13 protein-coding genes are annotated in these 14,700 nt (G+C 60.1%); 6 read left to right on the top strand and 7 right to left on the bottom strand.

Features of this window, described 5'->3' with window-relative positions; genetic code table 11:
- Positions 1-88 precede the first annotated feature (88 nt).
- The 6 genes from ACA052_RS13425 to ACA052_RS13400 all read right to left on the bottom strand — a co-directional run bounded on the left by ACA052_RS13425 (position 89) and on the right by ACA052_RS13400 (position 7,191).
- Positions 89-862 carry an enoyl-CoA hydratase gene (locus tag ACA052_RS13425; RefSeq protein WP_497650113.1) on the bottom strand — a complete coding sequence of 258 codons (774 nt, stop codon included), beginning with the start codon at positions 860-862 and terminating at the stop codon, positions 89-91.
- Positions 863-978: 116 nt separating this feature from the next.
- Positions 979-2,106, bottom strand: coding sequence for an acyl-CoA dehydrogenase (locus ACA052_RS13420; protein ID WP_497650112.1), 1,128 nt, complete (start codon positions 2,104-2,106; stop codon positions 979-981).
- Between the two features lie 162 nt (positions 2,107-2,268).
- Complete coding sequence (locus ACA052_RS13415) at positions 2,269-3,462, bottom strand: acetyl-CoA C-acyltransferase (RefSeq protein WP_497650111.1); 1,194 nt, start codon at positions 3,460-3,462, stop codon at positions 2,269-2,271.
- Positions 3,463-3,474: 12 nt separating this feature from the next.
- Entirely contained in the window at positions 3,475-4,236 is a 762-nt protein-coding gene (locus ACA052_RS13410; RefSeq protein WP_497650110.1) for a 3-hydroxyacyl-CoA dehydrogenase, read from the bottom strand.
- A 16-nt stretch (positions 4,237-4,252) separates the two neighbouring features.
- Positions 4,253-5,917: an AMP-binding protein gene (locus ACA052_RS13405; RefSeq protein ID WP_497650109.1), complete on the bottom strand. Its 1,665-nt coding sequence runs from the start codon at positions 5,915-5,917 to the stop codon at positions 4,253-4,255.
- Between the two features lie 257 nt (positions 5,918-6,174).
- On the bottom strand, positions 6,175-7,191 hold the full coding sequence (locus tag ACA052_RS13400) for an AraC family transcriptional regulator (RefSeq protein ID WP_497650108.1): 1,017 nt from the start codon (positions 7,189-7,191) through the stop codon (positions 6,175-6,177).
- A 237-nt stretch (positions 7,192-7,428) separates the two neighbouring features.
- On the opposite strand from ACA052_RS13400, the gene efeU reads away from it, so the two are divergent.
- The 4 genes from efeU to efeO (ACA052_RS13380) all read left to right on the top strand — a co-directional run bounded on the left by efeU (position 7,429) and on the right by efeO (ACA052_RS13380) (position 11,743).
- Positions 7,429-8,274: an iron uptake transporter permease EfeU gene (gene efeU, locus ACA052_RS13395; RefSeq protein WP_497650107.1), complete on the top strand. Its 846-nt coding sequence runs from the start codon at positions 7,429-7,431 to the stop codon at positions 8,272-8,274.
- 103 nt (positions 8,275-8,377) lie between these two features.
- Entirely contained in the window at positions 8,378-9,577 is a 1,200-nt protein-coding gene (gene efeO, locus ACA052_RS13390) for an iron uptake system protein EfeO (RefSeq protein WP_497650106.1), read from the top strand.
- A gap of 18 nt (positions 9,578-9,595) precedes the next feature.
- A complete protein-coding gene (efeB, locus tag ACA052_RS13385; protein ID WP_497650105.1) occupies positions 9,596-10,894 on the top strand; it encodes an iron uptake transporter deferrochelatase/peroxidase subunit in 1,299 nt (432 codons plus the stop codon).
- A gap of 24 nt (positions 10,895-10,918) precedes the next feature.
- A complete protein-coding gene (gene efeO, locus ACA052_RS13380) occupies positions 10,919-11,743 on the top strand; it encodes an iron uptake system protein EfeO (RefSeq protein ID WP_497650104.1) in 825 nt (274 codons plus the stop codon).
- 106 nt (positions 11,744-11,849) lie between these two features.
- On the opposite strand, the gene pssA is transcribed toward efeO (ACA052_RS13380), so the two are convergent.
- On the bottom strand, positions 11,850-13,193 hold the full coding sequence (gene pssA, locus ACA052_RS13375; RefSeq protein WP_497650103.1) for a CDP-diacylglycerol--serine O-phosphatidyltransferase: 1,344 nt from the start codon (positions 13,191-13,193) through the stop codon (positions 11,850-11,852).
- Between the two features lie 192 nt (positions 13,194-13,385).
- Here pssA and ACA052_RS13370 point away from each other — a divergent pair, with 192 nt between their 5' ends.
- Both ACA052_RS13370 and ACA052_RS13365 read left to right on the top strand, forming a co-directional pair.
- Positions 13,386-13,949 (top strand): TetR/AcrR family transcriptional regulator, encoded by a 564-nt coding sequence (locus tag ACA052_RS13370; protein WP_497650102.1) that lies wholly within the window; start codon positions 13,386-13,388, stop codon positions 13,947-13,949.
- 56 nt (positions 13,950-14,005) lie between these two features.
- Positions 14,006-14,482, top strand: a complete 477-nt coding sequence (locus ACA052_RS13365) for a nuclear transport factor 2 family protein (RefSeq protein ID WP_497650101.1) — start codon at positions 14,006-14,008, stop codon at positions 14,480-14,482.
- The last annotated feature ends 218 nt before the right edge of the window (positions 14,483-14,700 follow it).

The raw sequence follows: 14,700 nt of genomic DNA, 5'->3' as shown, positions 1-14,700 counted from the left end.
AAAGATCGCAGCCTTCGGCAGCTCCTACAAGGAAATGTTTACTCCTGTAGGAGCTGCCGAAGGCTGCGATCTTTTGGCAGACAACCCATTACTTACCGACGAACTCCGCCTCGCGCTTGGCAATAAACGCCGCCATCCCTTCCTTCTGATCCTGCGTCGCAAACGCTGCATGGAATACCCGGCGTTCAAAACGCACGCCTTCGGACAGGCTGACTTCAAACGCGCGGTTCACGCTTTCCTTGACCATCATCGCAATCGGCAACGACTTTTTGGCAATCAGGGCGGCGACTTTCAGCGCTTCGTCCAGCAGTTCATCCGCCGGCACGATCCGCGCGACGATCCCGCAACGCTCCGCTTCCACCGCATCGATCAAACGGCCGCTCAGGCACATTTCCATGGCCTTGGCCTTGCCCACGGCGCGGGTCAGGCGCTGGGTGCCGCCCATGCCCGGCAGTACGCCGAGGTTGATTTCCGGTTGACCGAATTTGGCGTTGTCGCCGGCCAGGATGAAGTCGCACATCAGCGCCAGTTCACAACCGCCGCCCAAGGCAAAACCATTCACCGCAGCGATGATCGGCTTGCGGCGATTGGCCACCCGGTCGCTGTCGCTGAACAGGTCGTCGAGGTAGATCTGCGGGTAGGTCAGCTCGGCCATTTCCTTGATGTCGGCACCGGCGGCGAAGGCTTTTTTCGAGCCGGTCAACACGATGCAGCCGATGTTCGAATCCGCTTCGAGGCCATCGAGCGCGTGGTTCAGTTCGCTGACGATTTGCGCGTTCAACGCGTTCAGCGCCTGCGGACGGTTCAACGTGATCAGGCCAACGCGGCCCTGGATTTCCAACAAAATTGTTTCATAACTCATAAATAACTCCCTTCATAAATCGGCCCCTTGTAGGAGCTGCCGCTCGCTGCGATCTTTTGATCTTAAAAATCAACATCAAAAGATCGCAGCCAGCGGCAGCTCCTACAGGGTTCATTTCAAAGATTGCGTGAGATGACCATGCGCTGAATATCGCTGGTGCCTTCGTAGATCTGGCACACCCGCACGTCGCGGTAGATCCGCTCCAACGGAAAGTCGTTCAGGTAACCGTATCCGCCGAGGGTTTGCAACGCCGAAGAGCAGACCTTTTCAGCCATTTCCGAGGCGAAAAGCTTGGCCATGGAGGCTTCGACCAAGGCCGGTTTGCCACTGTCACGCAGTGCTGCCGCATAATGCACCATCTGCCGGGCGACAGCGATTTGCGTCGCCATGTCCGCGAGGCGGAACGCCACGGCCTGGTGTTCAATGATCGGCTTACCAAAGCTCTCACGCTCACGGGCGTAATCGCGGGCCGCTTCAAATGCGGCGCGGGCCATGCCCACCGATTGCGAGGCAATGCCGACACGGCCGCCTTCGAGGTTGGCCAGGGCAATCCGGTACCCTTCACCCTCCTCGCCCAAGCGGTTGGCGACCGGGACTTTCACGTCTTCGAACAGAATCTGGCAGGTGTCGGACGCGTGCTGGCCCAGTTTGTCTTCGACACGGGCGACTTTGTAGCCCGGCGAATCGGTCGGCACGATCAGCGCGGTGATGCCGCGCTTGCCGGCGCTCGGGTCCGTCACGGCAAAAACGATCACCACCCCGGCGTTCTGCCCGGAAGTGATGAACTGTTTGCAGCCGTTGAGCACGTAGTGATCGCCTTCCAGACGCGCGCGGGTTTTCAGGCCACTGGCGTCGGAGCCGGCCTGCGGTTCGGTCAGGGCAAACGCGCCGAGCATCGCGCCACTGGCCAGCGGCTTGAGGAAGCGTTCTTTCTGATCGTCGTTGCCGTACTTCAGGATCGGCACGCAACCCACCGAATTGTGCACGCTCATGATGGTCGAGCAGGCACCGTCGCCGGCGGCGATTTCTTCCAGGGCCATGGCGTAGGCCAGGTAACCGGTGTCGCAACCGCCCCACTGTTCCGGTACCAGCATGCCGAAGAAGCCCAGTTCGGCCATCTCGCCGATGGCTTCCTTGGGGAAGCGGTGTTCACGGTCCCATTCGGCGGCGAACGGTTTCAGCCGTTCCTGGGCAAACTGCCGGGCTGCATCGCTGATCTGGAGTTGTTCGTCATTGGGAATCATGCGAAATCCTTAAAATTTTTGCCCTGTAGGAGCTGCCGCAGGCTGCGATCTTTTGATCTTGATCTTTAAATTCAAGATCAAAAGATCGCAGCCTACGGCAGCTCCTACAGGGGCCGCGTCGGCGTTAGTACAGACATTCCACGGCCATGGGCGGTGTCGGCGTTAGTACAGGCATTCCACGGCCATGGCCGTGGCTTCGCCGCCGCCGATGCAGATCGCTGCAACGCCGCGTTTCAGACCTTTCTGGCGCAGGGCCGAGAGCAACGTCACCAGGATGCGCGCACCCGACGCACCAATCGGGTGGCCCAGGGCGCACGCGCCGCCGTGGACATTGATTTTCTCGTGAGGGATTTCCAGTTTGGTCATGGTCACGAGACTGACGACAGCGAACGCCTCGTTCACCTCAACCAGATCGACTTCGTCCAGCGACCAGCCGGTTTTCTTCATCAGCTTTTTGATCGCACCCACCGGCGCCACCGGGAACAGGCCCGGGGTATCGGCAAACGCAGCATGACCGTGAATCACCGCCAGCGGTTTCAACCTCTGTTTCTCTGCCTCGGAACGACGCATCAAGACCAAGGCTGCCGCGCCATCGGAGATTGAACTGGAGTTGGCCGCCGTCACCGTGCCGCCCTCGCGGAACGCCGGTTTCAACGAGGCGATCTTGTCCAGTTTGGCTTTTGGCGGCTGTTCGTCATTGCTGATCAGCACCTGCTCTTTGCCGACGGTCACGGTCAGCGGCACGATCTCGTCCTTGAAGCTGCCGTCCTTGATCGCCTGCTGTGCACGGGTGGTCGAGGCAATGGCAAATGCGTCCTGGGCTTCGCGGGTGAAACCGTTGGTTTCGGCACAATCTTCGGCAAAGGTGCCCATCAAGCGGCCCTTGTCGTAGGCGTCTTCCAGACCGTCGAGGAACATGGAATCGAGCACGCGACCATGGCCCATGCGATAACCGCTGCGGGCGCGGTCCAGCAGGTACGGCGCGTTGGACATGCTTTCCATGCCGCCCGCGACCACCACGTCGGCGCTGCCGGCGACCAGCATGTCGTGGGCCAGGATGGCCGCTTCCATGCCCGAACCGCACATCTTGTTCAGCGTGGTGCAACGGGTCGATTTATCCAGGCCTGCGCCCAATGCTGCTTGTCGCGCTGGCGCCTGGCCGAGGCCTGCGGACAGCACACAGCCGAAGAGCACTTCTTCCACGGATTCAGGTGCGATACCGGCGCGCTCGACCGCGGCACGGATGGCTGCGGCGCCGAGTTGCGGCGCGGTCAGGCTTTTCAGTTCGCCCTGGAAACCACCCATCGGGGTGCGGACGGCGCTGACAATAACAATCGGATCGTTGGAAAGGGTCATGACAGATCCTCCTTATTTGGCGGCCATACGCAAGGCACCGTCGAGACGGATCACCTCGCCATTGAGCATGCTGTTTTCGATGATATGCCGAACCAACCGCGCATATTCGGCTGGTTTGCCCAGACGTGGCGGGAATGGCACGCCAGCGGCCAGGGAGTCGCGGACTTCCTGGGTCATGCCGGCCATCATCGGCGTTTCGAAAATGCCGGGTGCGATGGTCATCACGCGGATACCGAAGCGCGCCAGTTCGCGGGCGGCGGGCAAGGTCAGGCTGACAATCGCGCCTTTGGAGGCGGCGTAAGCGGCCTGGCCGATCTGGCCGTCATAGGCGGCGGCCGACGCCGTGTTGATGATCACCCCGCGCTCGCCATCGGCATCCGGCTCGGTTTCGGCTATGGCCGCCGAGGCCAGGCGCAGCATGTTGAAGCTGCCGATCAGGTTGACGTTGATCACCTGGCTGAAACTGGCCAGTGCGTGCGGGCCGTTCTTGCCGAGGATCTTCTCGCCCCGGACGATGCCGGCGCAGTTGACCAGGCCGTGGAGGCCACCGAAGGCTTTGACCGTCGCCTGCACCGCCGCTTCGGCGGCGGCTTCGTTGCTGATATCGGCCACCACACTTTGCGCACCCAGTCGCTCGGCCTGCGCCGCAACGGCTTCAGCGTTCATGTCCACCAGCATCACTTTGGCGCCGGCCTCGACCAGCATTTCAGCCGTGGCCGCGCCGAGCCCGGACGCACCGCCAGTGACGAGAAAAACCTTGTTTTCGATCTGCATCATTGTTTCCTTGGATTCAAGCTGAAACGTTCTTCGCGGCGGCCTCTTGAGCCTTGGCGATTTCCTGGTTGCGCAAGATAAAGCGCTGCAATTTGCCGCTTGGGGTTTTCGGCAAGTCGCTGACAAATTCGATTTCACGCGGGTACGAGTGCGCCGCCAGACGTTTGCGCACATGTTGGCGCAGTTCTTCGGCCAATTCCGGTGTCGCGCGGTATTGCGAGCAAATCACGACGAAGGCTTTCACCAGTTCCGTGCGCTCCGGATCAGGTTTGCCGACCACCGCCGCTTCGATCACCGCCGGGTGCTCGATCAACGCGCTTTCGACGTCGAACGGGCCGACGCGGTAGCCGGAGGTGGTGATCACGTCGTCACTGCGGCCGACGAAACTGATGCTGCCGTCCGGGTTCCATTCGACGGTGTCGCCGCTCAAGTAATAATTGCCGACGAAGGCTTTGGTCGGCGCGCCTTCGTAGCCGCCGAACCAGCACATCGGCGACTGGGCACGATCGATGGCAAGGATGCCGGGCTGGCCAACGCCGAGTTCCTTGTACTTGTCGTCCAGTACCACGATGCGGTGGCCCGGCGAGGCGAAACCGGCGGCGCCCATGTGAATGGGATGCTCCAGGCCATGATGGTTGCACAGCACCATGCCGAGTTCGGTCTGGCCGTAATGGTCGTGGATCACCACGCCGAGGTTGTCAGCGAACCAGCGGATCACTTCCGGGTTCAGCGGCTCGCCGGCGCTGCTGACGATGCGCAACTGGCCTTTGATCGATTTGGCAAACTCATCGCCACCGGCAATCAGCAGACGGTAAGCCGTCGGTGAACCGGTGAGGTTGGTGATCCCGTATTTGTTGATCACCCGGCAGGTGCTTTCGAGTGTGAACGGACCATCGTAGAACGTAATCGGATGCCCCATCGACATCGGCCCGGTGACGCCGAAATAGATGCCATAGGCCCAACCCGGATCCGCGACATTCCAGAACGCATCTTCCGGTCGCAGGTCCACGGCGTCATGGGTGTAGCTCTGGAACGCGACGATGGCCTTGAGCGGCACCGACAGCGCCTTCGATGGGCCGGTGGTGCCCGAGGTGAACATCAGCAGGAACGGGTCTTCGCCGGTCAGCAGCACCGGTTCGCACTCAGCGGAATAATTGGCCAGTTCGGCCCAGAAACTGAAATCACCACGGACGATGCCCTGGCCCTTGGCGCCGCCGACAGTGACGATGGTCGGGCAGTCAGCGACTTCAGCGAGTTTCTGGCGGTTGACCGCGTCGGTCACCACCACTTTGGCCCCCGAGCAGCCGAGACGGTGTTCGATGGCTTTCGGACCGAAGGCCGTGAACAGCGGTTGATACACCGCGCCAATGCGCCAGGTGGCGAACACGGTAATCAACAATTCGATATTTCGTGGCAACAGACCGGCGACTTTGTCGCCCTTCTGCACGCCTTGAGCGAGCAGGAAATTGGCGAAACGCGCGGCTTTGTCTTGCAGGTCCTTGAAGGTGTACGTCGCGCTGCTGCCATCGCGACCTTCCCAGAACAGCGCGATCCGGCCTGGCAACGCGTGCCGGTCGCAACACTCGACGCAGGCATTGAGGGCGGTCAAATCACCCGCGAGTGCGGCGTCGACGGTGTGCTGATAATTGAACTGTGATGTGGCAGACAAGTAATCGCGCATTGCCAGAATCCCTCTGTATTTTTATTAGGTTGGGGGAACCGTAAAAACCAGTGAAATACTCGCTCTGCGCGGGGTTGAGGGCAATGGTCAAAGTTATCAAGTTGTGTGACTGGTTTGGCCAAGATCTAAAGTTGCAAAACACCCCCTGTAGGAGCTGCCGCAGGATGCGATCTTTTGATCTGTTTTTCAGTGGCCCCGAAAAAAAATCAAGATCAAAAGATCGCAGCCTGCGGCAGCTCCTACAGGGCGGGGTTGGGTTAGTGAGATTCGGTCAGAATCAAACTGCGGTAGTGCCCCGGATTGGACCCGGACCACTTGCGAAACGCCTTGTAGAACGAACTGGTATCGGCAAACCCCAGGCGGGTGGCGATTTCGGCGAAGCTGATACTCGGTTCGGCCAGCCAAACGATGGCCAATTCCTTGCGCACACTGTCCTTGAGCCCTTGGTACGTCTGCCCTTCTTCGGCCAGACGTCGACGCAAGGTCGAGGCCGACATGCACAGCTGTTGCGCCAGGGGTTCGGTTTCCGGCCAGGACTCGGCGGGCAGATGCCGCAGATCGTGCTTGATGCGACTGGCCAGGCTCTCTGGATCGCGATACTTCACCAGAATATTCGCTGGCGCATGGGCCAGGAACCGCTTGAGTTCTTCAGGACTGCGCTTGATCGGCAGGTCCAGGCACTCGGCCGAGAAAATCATCCGCGTACGCGGCCGGTCGAACCGCAGGTTGTCGGAGAACATCACCTGATAATCGTCGCAAAAATCCGGCGCGGGACAACGCAACTCGATGGCCAGGATCGGAATCCGCCGCCCCGCCAGCCAGCACGCAACGCCATGGACAATCATCCAATAGGTGAAATAGGTAAAGGCTCGGCGCGGGTCCTGGTCGTCTTCGAACAGGACGATTTCAGCGAGGCTTTGCTGGCGAACCAACTGGGCGGGCATGTTTTCCAGCATCAACGACAAAAAGTGCAGGCCCGACGTCAACCCGGCCGCCAGGTCCGGCTGGACCATGGAGCTGCGACAGAGAAATTCCAGGCTGCCGGATTTGAGTTGGCGCGGGTCCATGCCAAAAAACTCGTCGTCGCCGCGCCGGGCCAGCAAACGCCACAGGCGTGCGTAAGCGGTGGCCGGTACGCGGGCGTCGGTGGTTTGCAGCAGTGCCGGATCGATGCCGACCTTGTCCAACACTTCATCGGTGGCCTGGCCGGGGGCGCAACTTTGCAGCAGCGCTTCGCGCACCAGTTGTATGGAGATGGTGTCTTTTTCCGACATTGAGCTGGGTGGGCCGTGTTGTTGTTTGGGTGGTGGGCATATTAGCCCTTTTAAGATCAAAAGATCGCAGCCTGCGGCAGCTCCTACAGGGGAATGCATTCCTTTGTAGGAGCTGCCGCAGGCTGCGATCTTTTGACTTGTTCAGGCTAGGTTCAGGCAATGTCAATCTGTAGCGTATGAGAATGAGTGTCATTATGTTACAAATTAGCATCCTATCTAACTCCGTCACGGTGCTGAATGCTTGTCCCTTTTCTGATCATGCTGCGCGAAGGCATTGAAGCCGCGTTGATCGTTGGCATTATCGCCAGCTACCTCAAGCAAACCGGCCGCGGCCAGTGGATGCCCGCGGTGTGGATCGGCGTGTTTCTAGCCGTGGCACTGGCGCTGCTGGTGGGTGGCGGCCTGGAACTGGTCAGCGCCGAGTTCCCGCAGAAACAACAGGAACTGTTCGAGGGTGTGGTCGGTTTAGTGGCGGTCGGCATTCTCAGTTCGATGGTGTTCTGGATGCGCAAAGTGGCGCGCTCGATCAAGCATTCGCTGCACGTTTCCCTCGACCACGCGTTGACCGGCTCCAGGCATCAGGTCACGGCACTGATTGCCATGGTGTTTTTCGCCGTGGCCCGGGAAGGCCTGGAAACGGTGTTTTTCCTGCTCGCGGTGTTCCAGCAAAGCGAAGGCCCGGCGGCACCGATCGGCGCCCTGCTCGGCTTGATCCTGGCGATCATCGTCGGCTTCCTCATCTATTCCGGCAGCATGCGCCTCAACCTCGGTGCCTTCTTTCGCTGGACCGGACTGTTCATCCTCGTGGTGGCCGCCGGGATTCTCGCCAATTCAGTACAGGCGCTGCATGAAGCCGGGGTCTGGAATCACTTGCAAACGGTGCTGTTCGACTTCAGTGCGACGTTGCCGATGGATAGTCCGCTGGGCTCGGTGCTGGCTGGCATGTTCGGTTATCAGGAGGCCCCGACCATCAGCACCCTTGGCGCTTATCTGATTTATCTGGTGGTGGCGATGGTGATGTTCTTTCTCCCGGCCCCGGCCCCTCGTAGGAGCGAGCTTGCTCACGATGGTCGTGAACGATAACGCGTTAAACGGGATGGTCAGCGGCGCGTGTGAGTTTTTCGCGAGCAAGCTCGCTCCTACAGGGGGCGGTATTTCAGTAATAATTCAGTCAATAAGGGCACCCATGCCAAATCAAGCCCCTCCCCAGGCCTCGCCTCCCCGCGCCTTGCGCTGGGCGGTGGCCGGTTCGGTGATCGTGATGATCGCTGCCGGTGGCCTGTTCTACTACGCCTCGAAAATGGCCGCGGCCAAGCGCCAGACCAACCACGACGAAGTGGTGGTGACGATTAACCCGCACAGCTGCGAGCCGAATGCGCTGACCGTACCGGCCGGCCGCGCCAGTTTCCGCATCGTCAACCGTTCGGACCGGGCCGTTGAATGGGAAATCCTCGACGGTGTATTGGTACTCGAAGAGCGAGAAAACATCGCACCGGGCCTGAGTCAGGTGATCAACGCCAACCTGTTGCCCGGCGATTACGCGATCACCTGCGGATTGCTGAGCAACCCGCGCGGCACCTTGCACGTTACGCCAACGGATGCGTCTGATGCGGCGGCCAAGGCCAAACCGTCGATGGTCACGTTCATCGGTCCGCTGTCGGAGTTCCGGGTGTACCTGAGCAGCCAAGGCACGGCGCTGATCAAAACCGTCACGGCCCTTCAGCAAGCTATCGAAGCCGGCGACCTCAGCCAGGCGCAAGCCCTGTATGCGCCGGCACGCGCCGCCTATCAACGGGTTGCCCCGGGCGCACAACGCCTGGCCGAACTGGACAATGCGATCAACGCCCGCGCCGACTATTTCGAGAAGCGCGAACAGGACCCCGCCTTCGTCGGTTTCCACCGGATCGAATACGCGCTGTTTCAGCAGCGCAATCTCGACGGCCTGACGCCGGTTGCCCAGCGCTTGACCCGCGATGTCACCACGCTCAAACAACAATTGTTGGCCCAATCGCTGCCACCGGAGCAACTGGTGAGCATTGTGGTGCGCAATCTCAACAGCCTCGCCGATGTGCGCGCCAGCAGCGGTGAAGAAGAACGCTACAGCCACACCGACCTGAACGGTTTTGCCGCCAACCTCGACGCGGCGCGCAAAGTCGTCGACCTGTTGCGACCGTTGCTGAGCAAATCAGCTGCCGACTTGCTGCCGAAGATCGACAGCGCCGTTACCGCTCTCGACGCCGAACTCAATGGCTTGAAGGTCAAGGACGGTTACGCGAGCTACGACACGGTCAGTGCCGGGCAGCGTAAGCAGATCGCCGACAAGGCCAAGGCCCTGGCCGACGTACTCGATGGAATCGATCCCGCCCTTGGCCTTTCCGGCCTGTAAGCAAAAGACGAGTTTTAGATGAACGATTCAGAGCAATTCAACCTTCAGCGTCGCCGGGTATTGATGGGCATGGGCGCGGCCGGCGTGGCCCTGGCCGGTTCGGCATTGAGCTGCCCGGCGATGGCCGCCAGCCCGGCGCAGGTGACGGAAGCACCGAGCAGCGACAAGACCGAGGACCGTCATCAGTTCCACGGCAAGCACCAGACCGGCATTGTCACTCCGCGTCCGGCGTCCGGCATGCTGGTGTCGTTTGATGTATTGGCCAGCGACCGCGAAGACCTGGAGCGCCTGTTCCGCACCCTCAATGAGCGCATCGCGTTTTTGATGAAGGGCGGCCCGGTGAACCAGGTCGATCCAAAGCTGCCGCCAGTGGACTCGGGAATCCTCGGGCCGGTGGTCACGCCGGACAACCTGACCATCACCGTCGCGGTGGGCGAGTCGCTGTTCGACGAGCGTTTCGGGCTGGCCGATGCCAAACCGAAGCGGCTGATCCGCATGGTCGGTTTTCCCAACGATGCGCTGGAAGCCGATTGCTGCCACGGCGATTTGAGTCTGCAGTTCTGCGCCAACACCACCGACACCAATATTCACGCCCTGCGCGACATCGTGAAGAACCTGCCGGACCTGCTGTTGGTGCGCTGGAAACAGGAAGGCAGTGTGCCGCCGCAGGCACCGGCCAAACCAGGTGTGCCGGTGCAGAGTGCGCGTAATTTCCTGGGTTTCCGCGATGGCTCGGCCAACCCGGATTCCAACGACGCCAACGCCATGGACCGCCTGGTCTGGGTCCAGCCGGGCAGCGACGAGCCAGCCTGGGCGGCTAACGGTAGCTATCAGGCGGTGCGGATCATCCGCAACTTCGTCGAGCGCTGGGACCGCACGCCGTTGCAGGAGCAGGAAAGCATTCTCGGTCGGATCAAAAGCAGCGGCGCGCCCATGGGCGGCGCCCATGAAACCGAGGTCCCGGACTATGCCAAGGACCCTGAAGGCAAGCTGACCAAGCTCGACGCGCACATCCGCCTGGCCAATCCGCGCACCGCCGCGACCCAGGCCAACCTGATCCTGCGCCGGCCGTTCAACTACTCCAACGGGGTGAACAAGAACGGTCAGCTGGACATGGGGCTGCTGTTCATCTGCTACCAGGCTGATCTGGAAAAAGGCTTCATCACCGTACAAACCCGACTCAACGGCGAACCGCTCGAGGAATACCTCAAACCGGTCGGCGGCGGGTACTTCTTCACCCTGCCGGGTGTTACGGGCGACCAGGATTTCATCGGTCGCTCGCTGCTTGATGCAACTCAACCAACAACAAACACATAACCACCCACACAACGGAACCGTCCCATGAAAAAGTCGCCACTCGCGTTATTGCTGACCCTAGGCTTGCTCAATACCCCGCTTTCGGCTTTCGCGGCGACGGCGCCACTGGACCTGGTGGGGCCGGTCTCGGACTACAAGATCTACGTCACCGAGCAACTGGACGAACTGGCCAGCCACACCCAGCAGTTCACCGATGCGGTGAAAAAAGGTGACCTGGCCACCGCGCAAAAGCTCTACGCACCGACCCGCGTTTACTACGAGTCGATCGAGCCGATTGCCGAGCTGTTCAGTGACCTCGACGCGTCCATCGACTCCCGCGTCGACGACCACGAAAAAGGCGTGAAAGCCGAAGACTTCACCGGCTTCCATCGCATCGAATACACGCTGTTCTCGGAAAAAAGCACCAAGGGCCTGGGCGAACTGGCCGACGGCCTGGACAAAGACGTCAAAGACCTGCAAGCCCGCGTGGCCGGCCTGACCTTCCCGCCTGAGAAAGTCGTCGGTGGCGCGGCTGCGCTGCTGGAAGAAGTGGCGGCGACCAAGATTTCCGGTGAAGAAGACCGCTACAGCCACACTGACTTGTATGACTTCCAGGGCAACATCGACGGCGCGAAGAAAATCGTCGACCTGTTCCGTCCGCAAATCGAGAAACAGGACGCGGCGTTCCTGGCCAAGGTCGACAAGAACTTCGCCACGGTGAACAAGACGTTGGCCAAGTACAAAACCAAGGATGGCGGTTTTGAGACGTATGACAAAGTGAAAGAGAACGACCGTAAGGCGCTGGTTGGGCCGGTGAATACACTGGCTGAAGACTTGTCGACGCTGCGTGGGAAGTTGGGTTTGAATTAATATCGGCGTTGTCTGCGACAAGATCGCAGCCTCCGGCAGCGCCTACAGGGTTAACGCGTACGCCCTGTAGGAGCTGCCGGAGGCTGCGATCTTTTGCTTTTGCGCCTTACAAAATGCGGTAGAGCAACCGCTCGATCCGTACCCGACTGACGCGCTTGAGAAACTTGGCGACCGCTGACGGGTATTCCAGCAGGGTTTCCAGGTCCTGGTAACGCTCGATGCGTGTGGTGTTCTGGAAGATCTCCGCCAGTTCCGTGCGGCGTGGCTCCAGCAATTCACTTCTCGGATCATCGATCAGCAACGCGTTTTCCAGGTCGAGGCGGAAGGCTCGCGGGTTGAGGTTGTTGCCCGTCAGCAACGTATAGCGCTGATCGACCCACATGCCCTTGAGGTGGTACGTGTTATCGCCGTCTCGCCACAGATGCAGGTTCAGCTTGCCGCTGTCGATGCTGTGTTGATGGCGCTTGGCAAAGCGCCGCAGGCTGATCTCGTAGAGATACGGCAGCGCCGCGATCACCTTGAACGGCTCGCTCGGCGGAATGTAGAAGTCGTTTGCCGTCTTGTCGCCGACGATGATGTCGATCTTCACGCCCCGCGCCAGTGCCCGGTTGATTTCCCGGGTGACAGCCAGCGGCAGGTTGAAGTACGGCGTGCAGATGGTCAATTGATGCTGGGCGCTGGCGATCAACTCGCAAATCACCCGACTCAGCGAATTATTCTTGCCCACACCGAGCAATGGGCTGACCGACAAGCCGCCCTTCTCTGTGCTGCCCGCCGTGGTGTCATACGCGGCGTGCTTGAGGCGGCTGCGCAGATCGCCAATGTCGTTGCGCAGGCTGCGGGTGGTCGGCAAGTTCGGCAAATCAAGCCGATGCACCGCTTTGGAGGCGATCAGACCGTGCTGGACCAGGTGCTGCATCGAATCGGCCAGCGCGTTGTTCTGCAGCAGGTGATAGCGGTCGTAGCGGTATTTGTCGAATTTGTGCAGGTAGACGTTGTTCAGGCTGGCGCCGCTGTAGATCACGCAGTCGTCGATCACGAAACCTTTCAAATGCAGCACGCCAAACAGCTCCCGGGTCTGCACCGGAACGCCGTACACCGGCACGACACTCTCGTGGGTACGGGTTGCTTCCTGATACCACGCCGAGTTGCCCGGCTGCTTGCCGGCACCGATCAAGCCACGCTGGGCGCGCAGCCAGTCGACGACCACGACCACATCCAGTTCCGGACGCGCCAGTTTGGCCGCGTGCAAGGCGTCGAGTATTTCCTGCCCCGCCTCGTCCTGCTGCAGATACAGCGCGACGATATAGATGCGCCGGGTTGCGCTGGCAATTTTTTCCAGCAGGCAACGGCGGAACTCGGCAGCGCCAGAGAGGATGGTGACGGCCTCCGCGTTCAGCGGAAAGCTGCGCAGTTTAGGCAGTAGAGAGCGTTTGAAAAGCGACGGCATAGGGCTCGCAATGGGTCGAATCCGAAGAACCCGAGAGCTTACACCATGGATCCGTTTGGGTCTTGTGGCCTTAAAAGATCGCAGCCTTCGGCAGCTCCTACACCGATCCCTGTAGGAGCTGCCGAAGGCTGCGATCTTTTGATCTTGAAAATATTCTTGACCATGAAGAACGTCCGTTCTACTGTTCGCAACATGAACGAAATCACCAGCAACTCCACACGCGACATCATTCTCGATGTCACCGAAAAGTTGATCTACAAAAGTGGCATTGCCGCCACCGGCATGGATCTACTGGTTAAAACCGCCGGTGTCTCCAGAAAAAGTATTTACCGCTACTTCGCGAATAAGGAGGCGCTCACCGTCGCCGCGCTGCAACGCCGCGACCTGCGCTGGATGGACTGGTACCGAACTGAAGTCGATAAGGCCGACACCCCGGCCGAACGCCTGCTCAACCTGTTCACCGTGCTCAAGACCTGGTTTGACGCCGAAGGCTTCCGCGGCTGCGCATTCATTAATACGAGCGGTGAAACCGGCGACGCGCAAGACCCGGTTCGACGGGTGGCCAGGGCACACAAACAGAAATTGCTCGACTACGTGTGCGAGCTCTGCACCGAACATGGCGCTACAGATCCGGAGACGCTGGCCAGACAGCTGCTGATCCTGATCGACGGTGCCATTACCGTGGCGTTTGTCATGGGTGATCACAGTGCCGCCAATAATGCGCAATACATGGCGCGAAAGTTATTGGACCTGTAACACGCTAACAAGCCCGATTGCATGTTTTGAACTTTACCTTGATAAGGAGACATTAAATGTCTAACGCTGAAGTTCGTCCGCCATTGCCGCCCTTCACCCGTGAATCGGCCATCGAAAAAGTTCGCCTGGCCGAAGACGGCTGGAACTCCCGCGACCCGGAGCGAGTGTCCCTGGCCTACACCCTGGACACCCAGTGGCGCAACCGCGCCGAGTTCGCCTACAACCGCGAAGAAGCCAAAGGTTTCCTGACGCGTAAATGGGCCAAGGAACTGGACTATCGCCTGATCAAGGAACTCTGGGCGTTCACCGGCAACCGCATCGCCGTGCGTTACGCCTATGAATGGCACGACGATTCCGGCAACTGGTTCCGTTCCTACGGTAACGAGAACTGGGAGTTCGATGAAAACGGCTTGATGGCCAACCGGTTTGCCTGCGTCAACGACTTGCCCATCAAGGAAAGCGATCGAAAATTCCGTTGGCCGCTGGGTCGGCGCCCTGACGATCATCCAGGCCTGTCCGACCTCGGCCTATAACACTGCCCCTTGTAGGAGCTGCCGCAGGCTGCGATCTCTTGATCTTGTTTTTTAAAAAAGCAAAGTCAAAAGATCGCAGCCTGCGGCAGCTCCTACAGGGGCTATTAGGCTTGCTCCGGGCGGCGTTCCGACGAAGGCGCCAGACCAGTCGCCGCAGAAGTTGGATAAAGGTAAGCTATCGCCCCTTCCCCGCAGCCCTTCCCTGCACCCCGCCGAAT

This window comes from Pseudomonas sp. LBUM1644, from assembly GCF_059716195.1.
The sequence above is the reverse complement of the archived record's forward strand: the minus strand, read 5'-3'. Positions and strand labels throughout refer to the sequence as shown.

Coding starts and splice junctions, on each gene's coding strand:
- ACA052_RS13425 (WP_497650113.1), bottom strand. CDS start 862: ATGAGTTATGAAACAATTTTGTTGGAAATCCAGGGCCGCGTTGGCCTG.
- ACA052_RS13420 (WP_497650112.1), bottom strand. CDS start 2,106: ATGATTCCCAATGACGAACAACTCCAGATCAGCGATGCAGCCCGGCAG.
- ACA052_RS13415 (WP_497650111.1), bottom strand. CDS start 3,462: ATGACCCTTTCCAACGATCCGATTGTTATTGTCAGCGCCGTCCGCACC.
- ACA052_RS13410 (WP_497650110.1), bottom strand. CDS start 4,236: ATGCAGATCGAAAACAAGGTTTTTCTCGTCACTGGCGGTGCGTCCGGG.
- ACA052_RS13405 (WP_497650109.1), bottom strand. CDS start 5,917: ATGCGCGATTACTTGTCTGCCACATCACAGTTCAATTATCAGCACACC.
- ACA052_RS13400 (WP_497650108.1), bottom strand. CDS start 7,191: ATGTCGGAAAAAGACACCATCTCCATACAACTGGTGCGCGAAGCGCTG.
- efeU (WP_497650107.1), top strand. CDS start 7,429: ATGCTTGTCCCTTTTCTGATCATGCTGCGCGAAGGCATTGAAGCCGCG.
- efeO (WP_497650106.1), top strand. CDS start 8,378: ATGCCAAATCAAGCCCCTCCCCAGGCCTCGCCTCCCCGCGCCTTGCGC.
- efeB (WP_497650105.1), top strand. CDS start 9,596: ATGAACGATTCAGAGCAATTCAACCTTCAGCGTCGCCGGGTATTGATG.
- efeO (WP_497650104.1), top strand. CDS start 10,919: ATGAAAAAGTCGCCACTCGCGTTATTGCTGACCCTAGGCTTGCTCAAT.
- pssA (WP_497650103.1), bottom strand. CDS start 13,193: ATGCCGTCGCTTTTCAAACGCTCTCTACTGCCTAAACTGCGCAGCTTT.
- ACA052_RS13370 (WP_497650102.1), top strand. CDS start 13,386: ATGAACGAAATCACCAGCAACTCCACACGCGACATCATTCTCGATGTC.
- ACA052_RS13365 (WP_497650101.1), top strand. CDS start 14,006: ATGTCTAACGCTGAAGTTCGTCCGCCATTGCCGCCCTTCACCCGTGAA.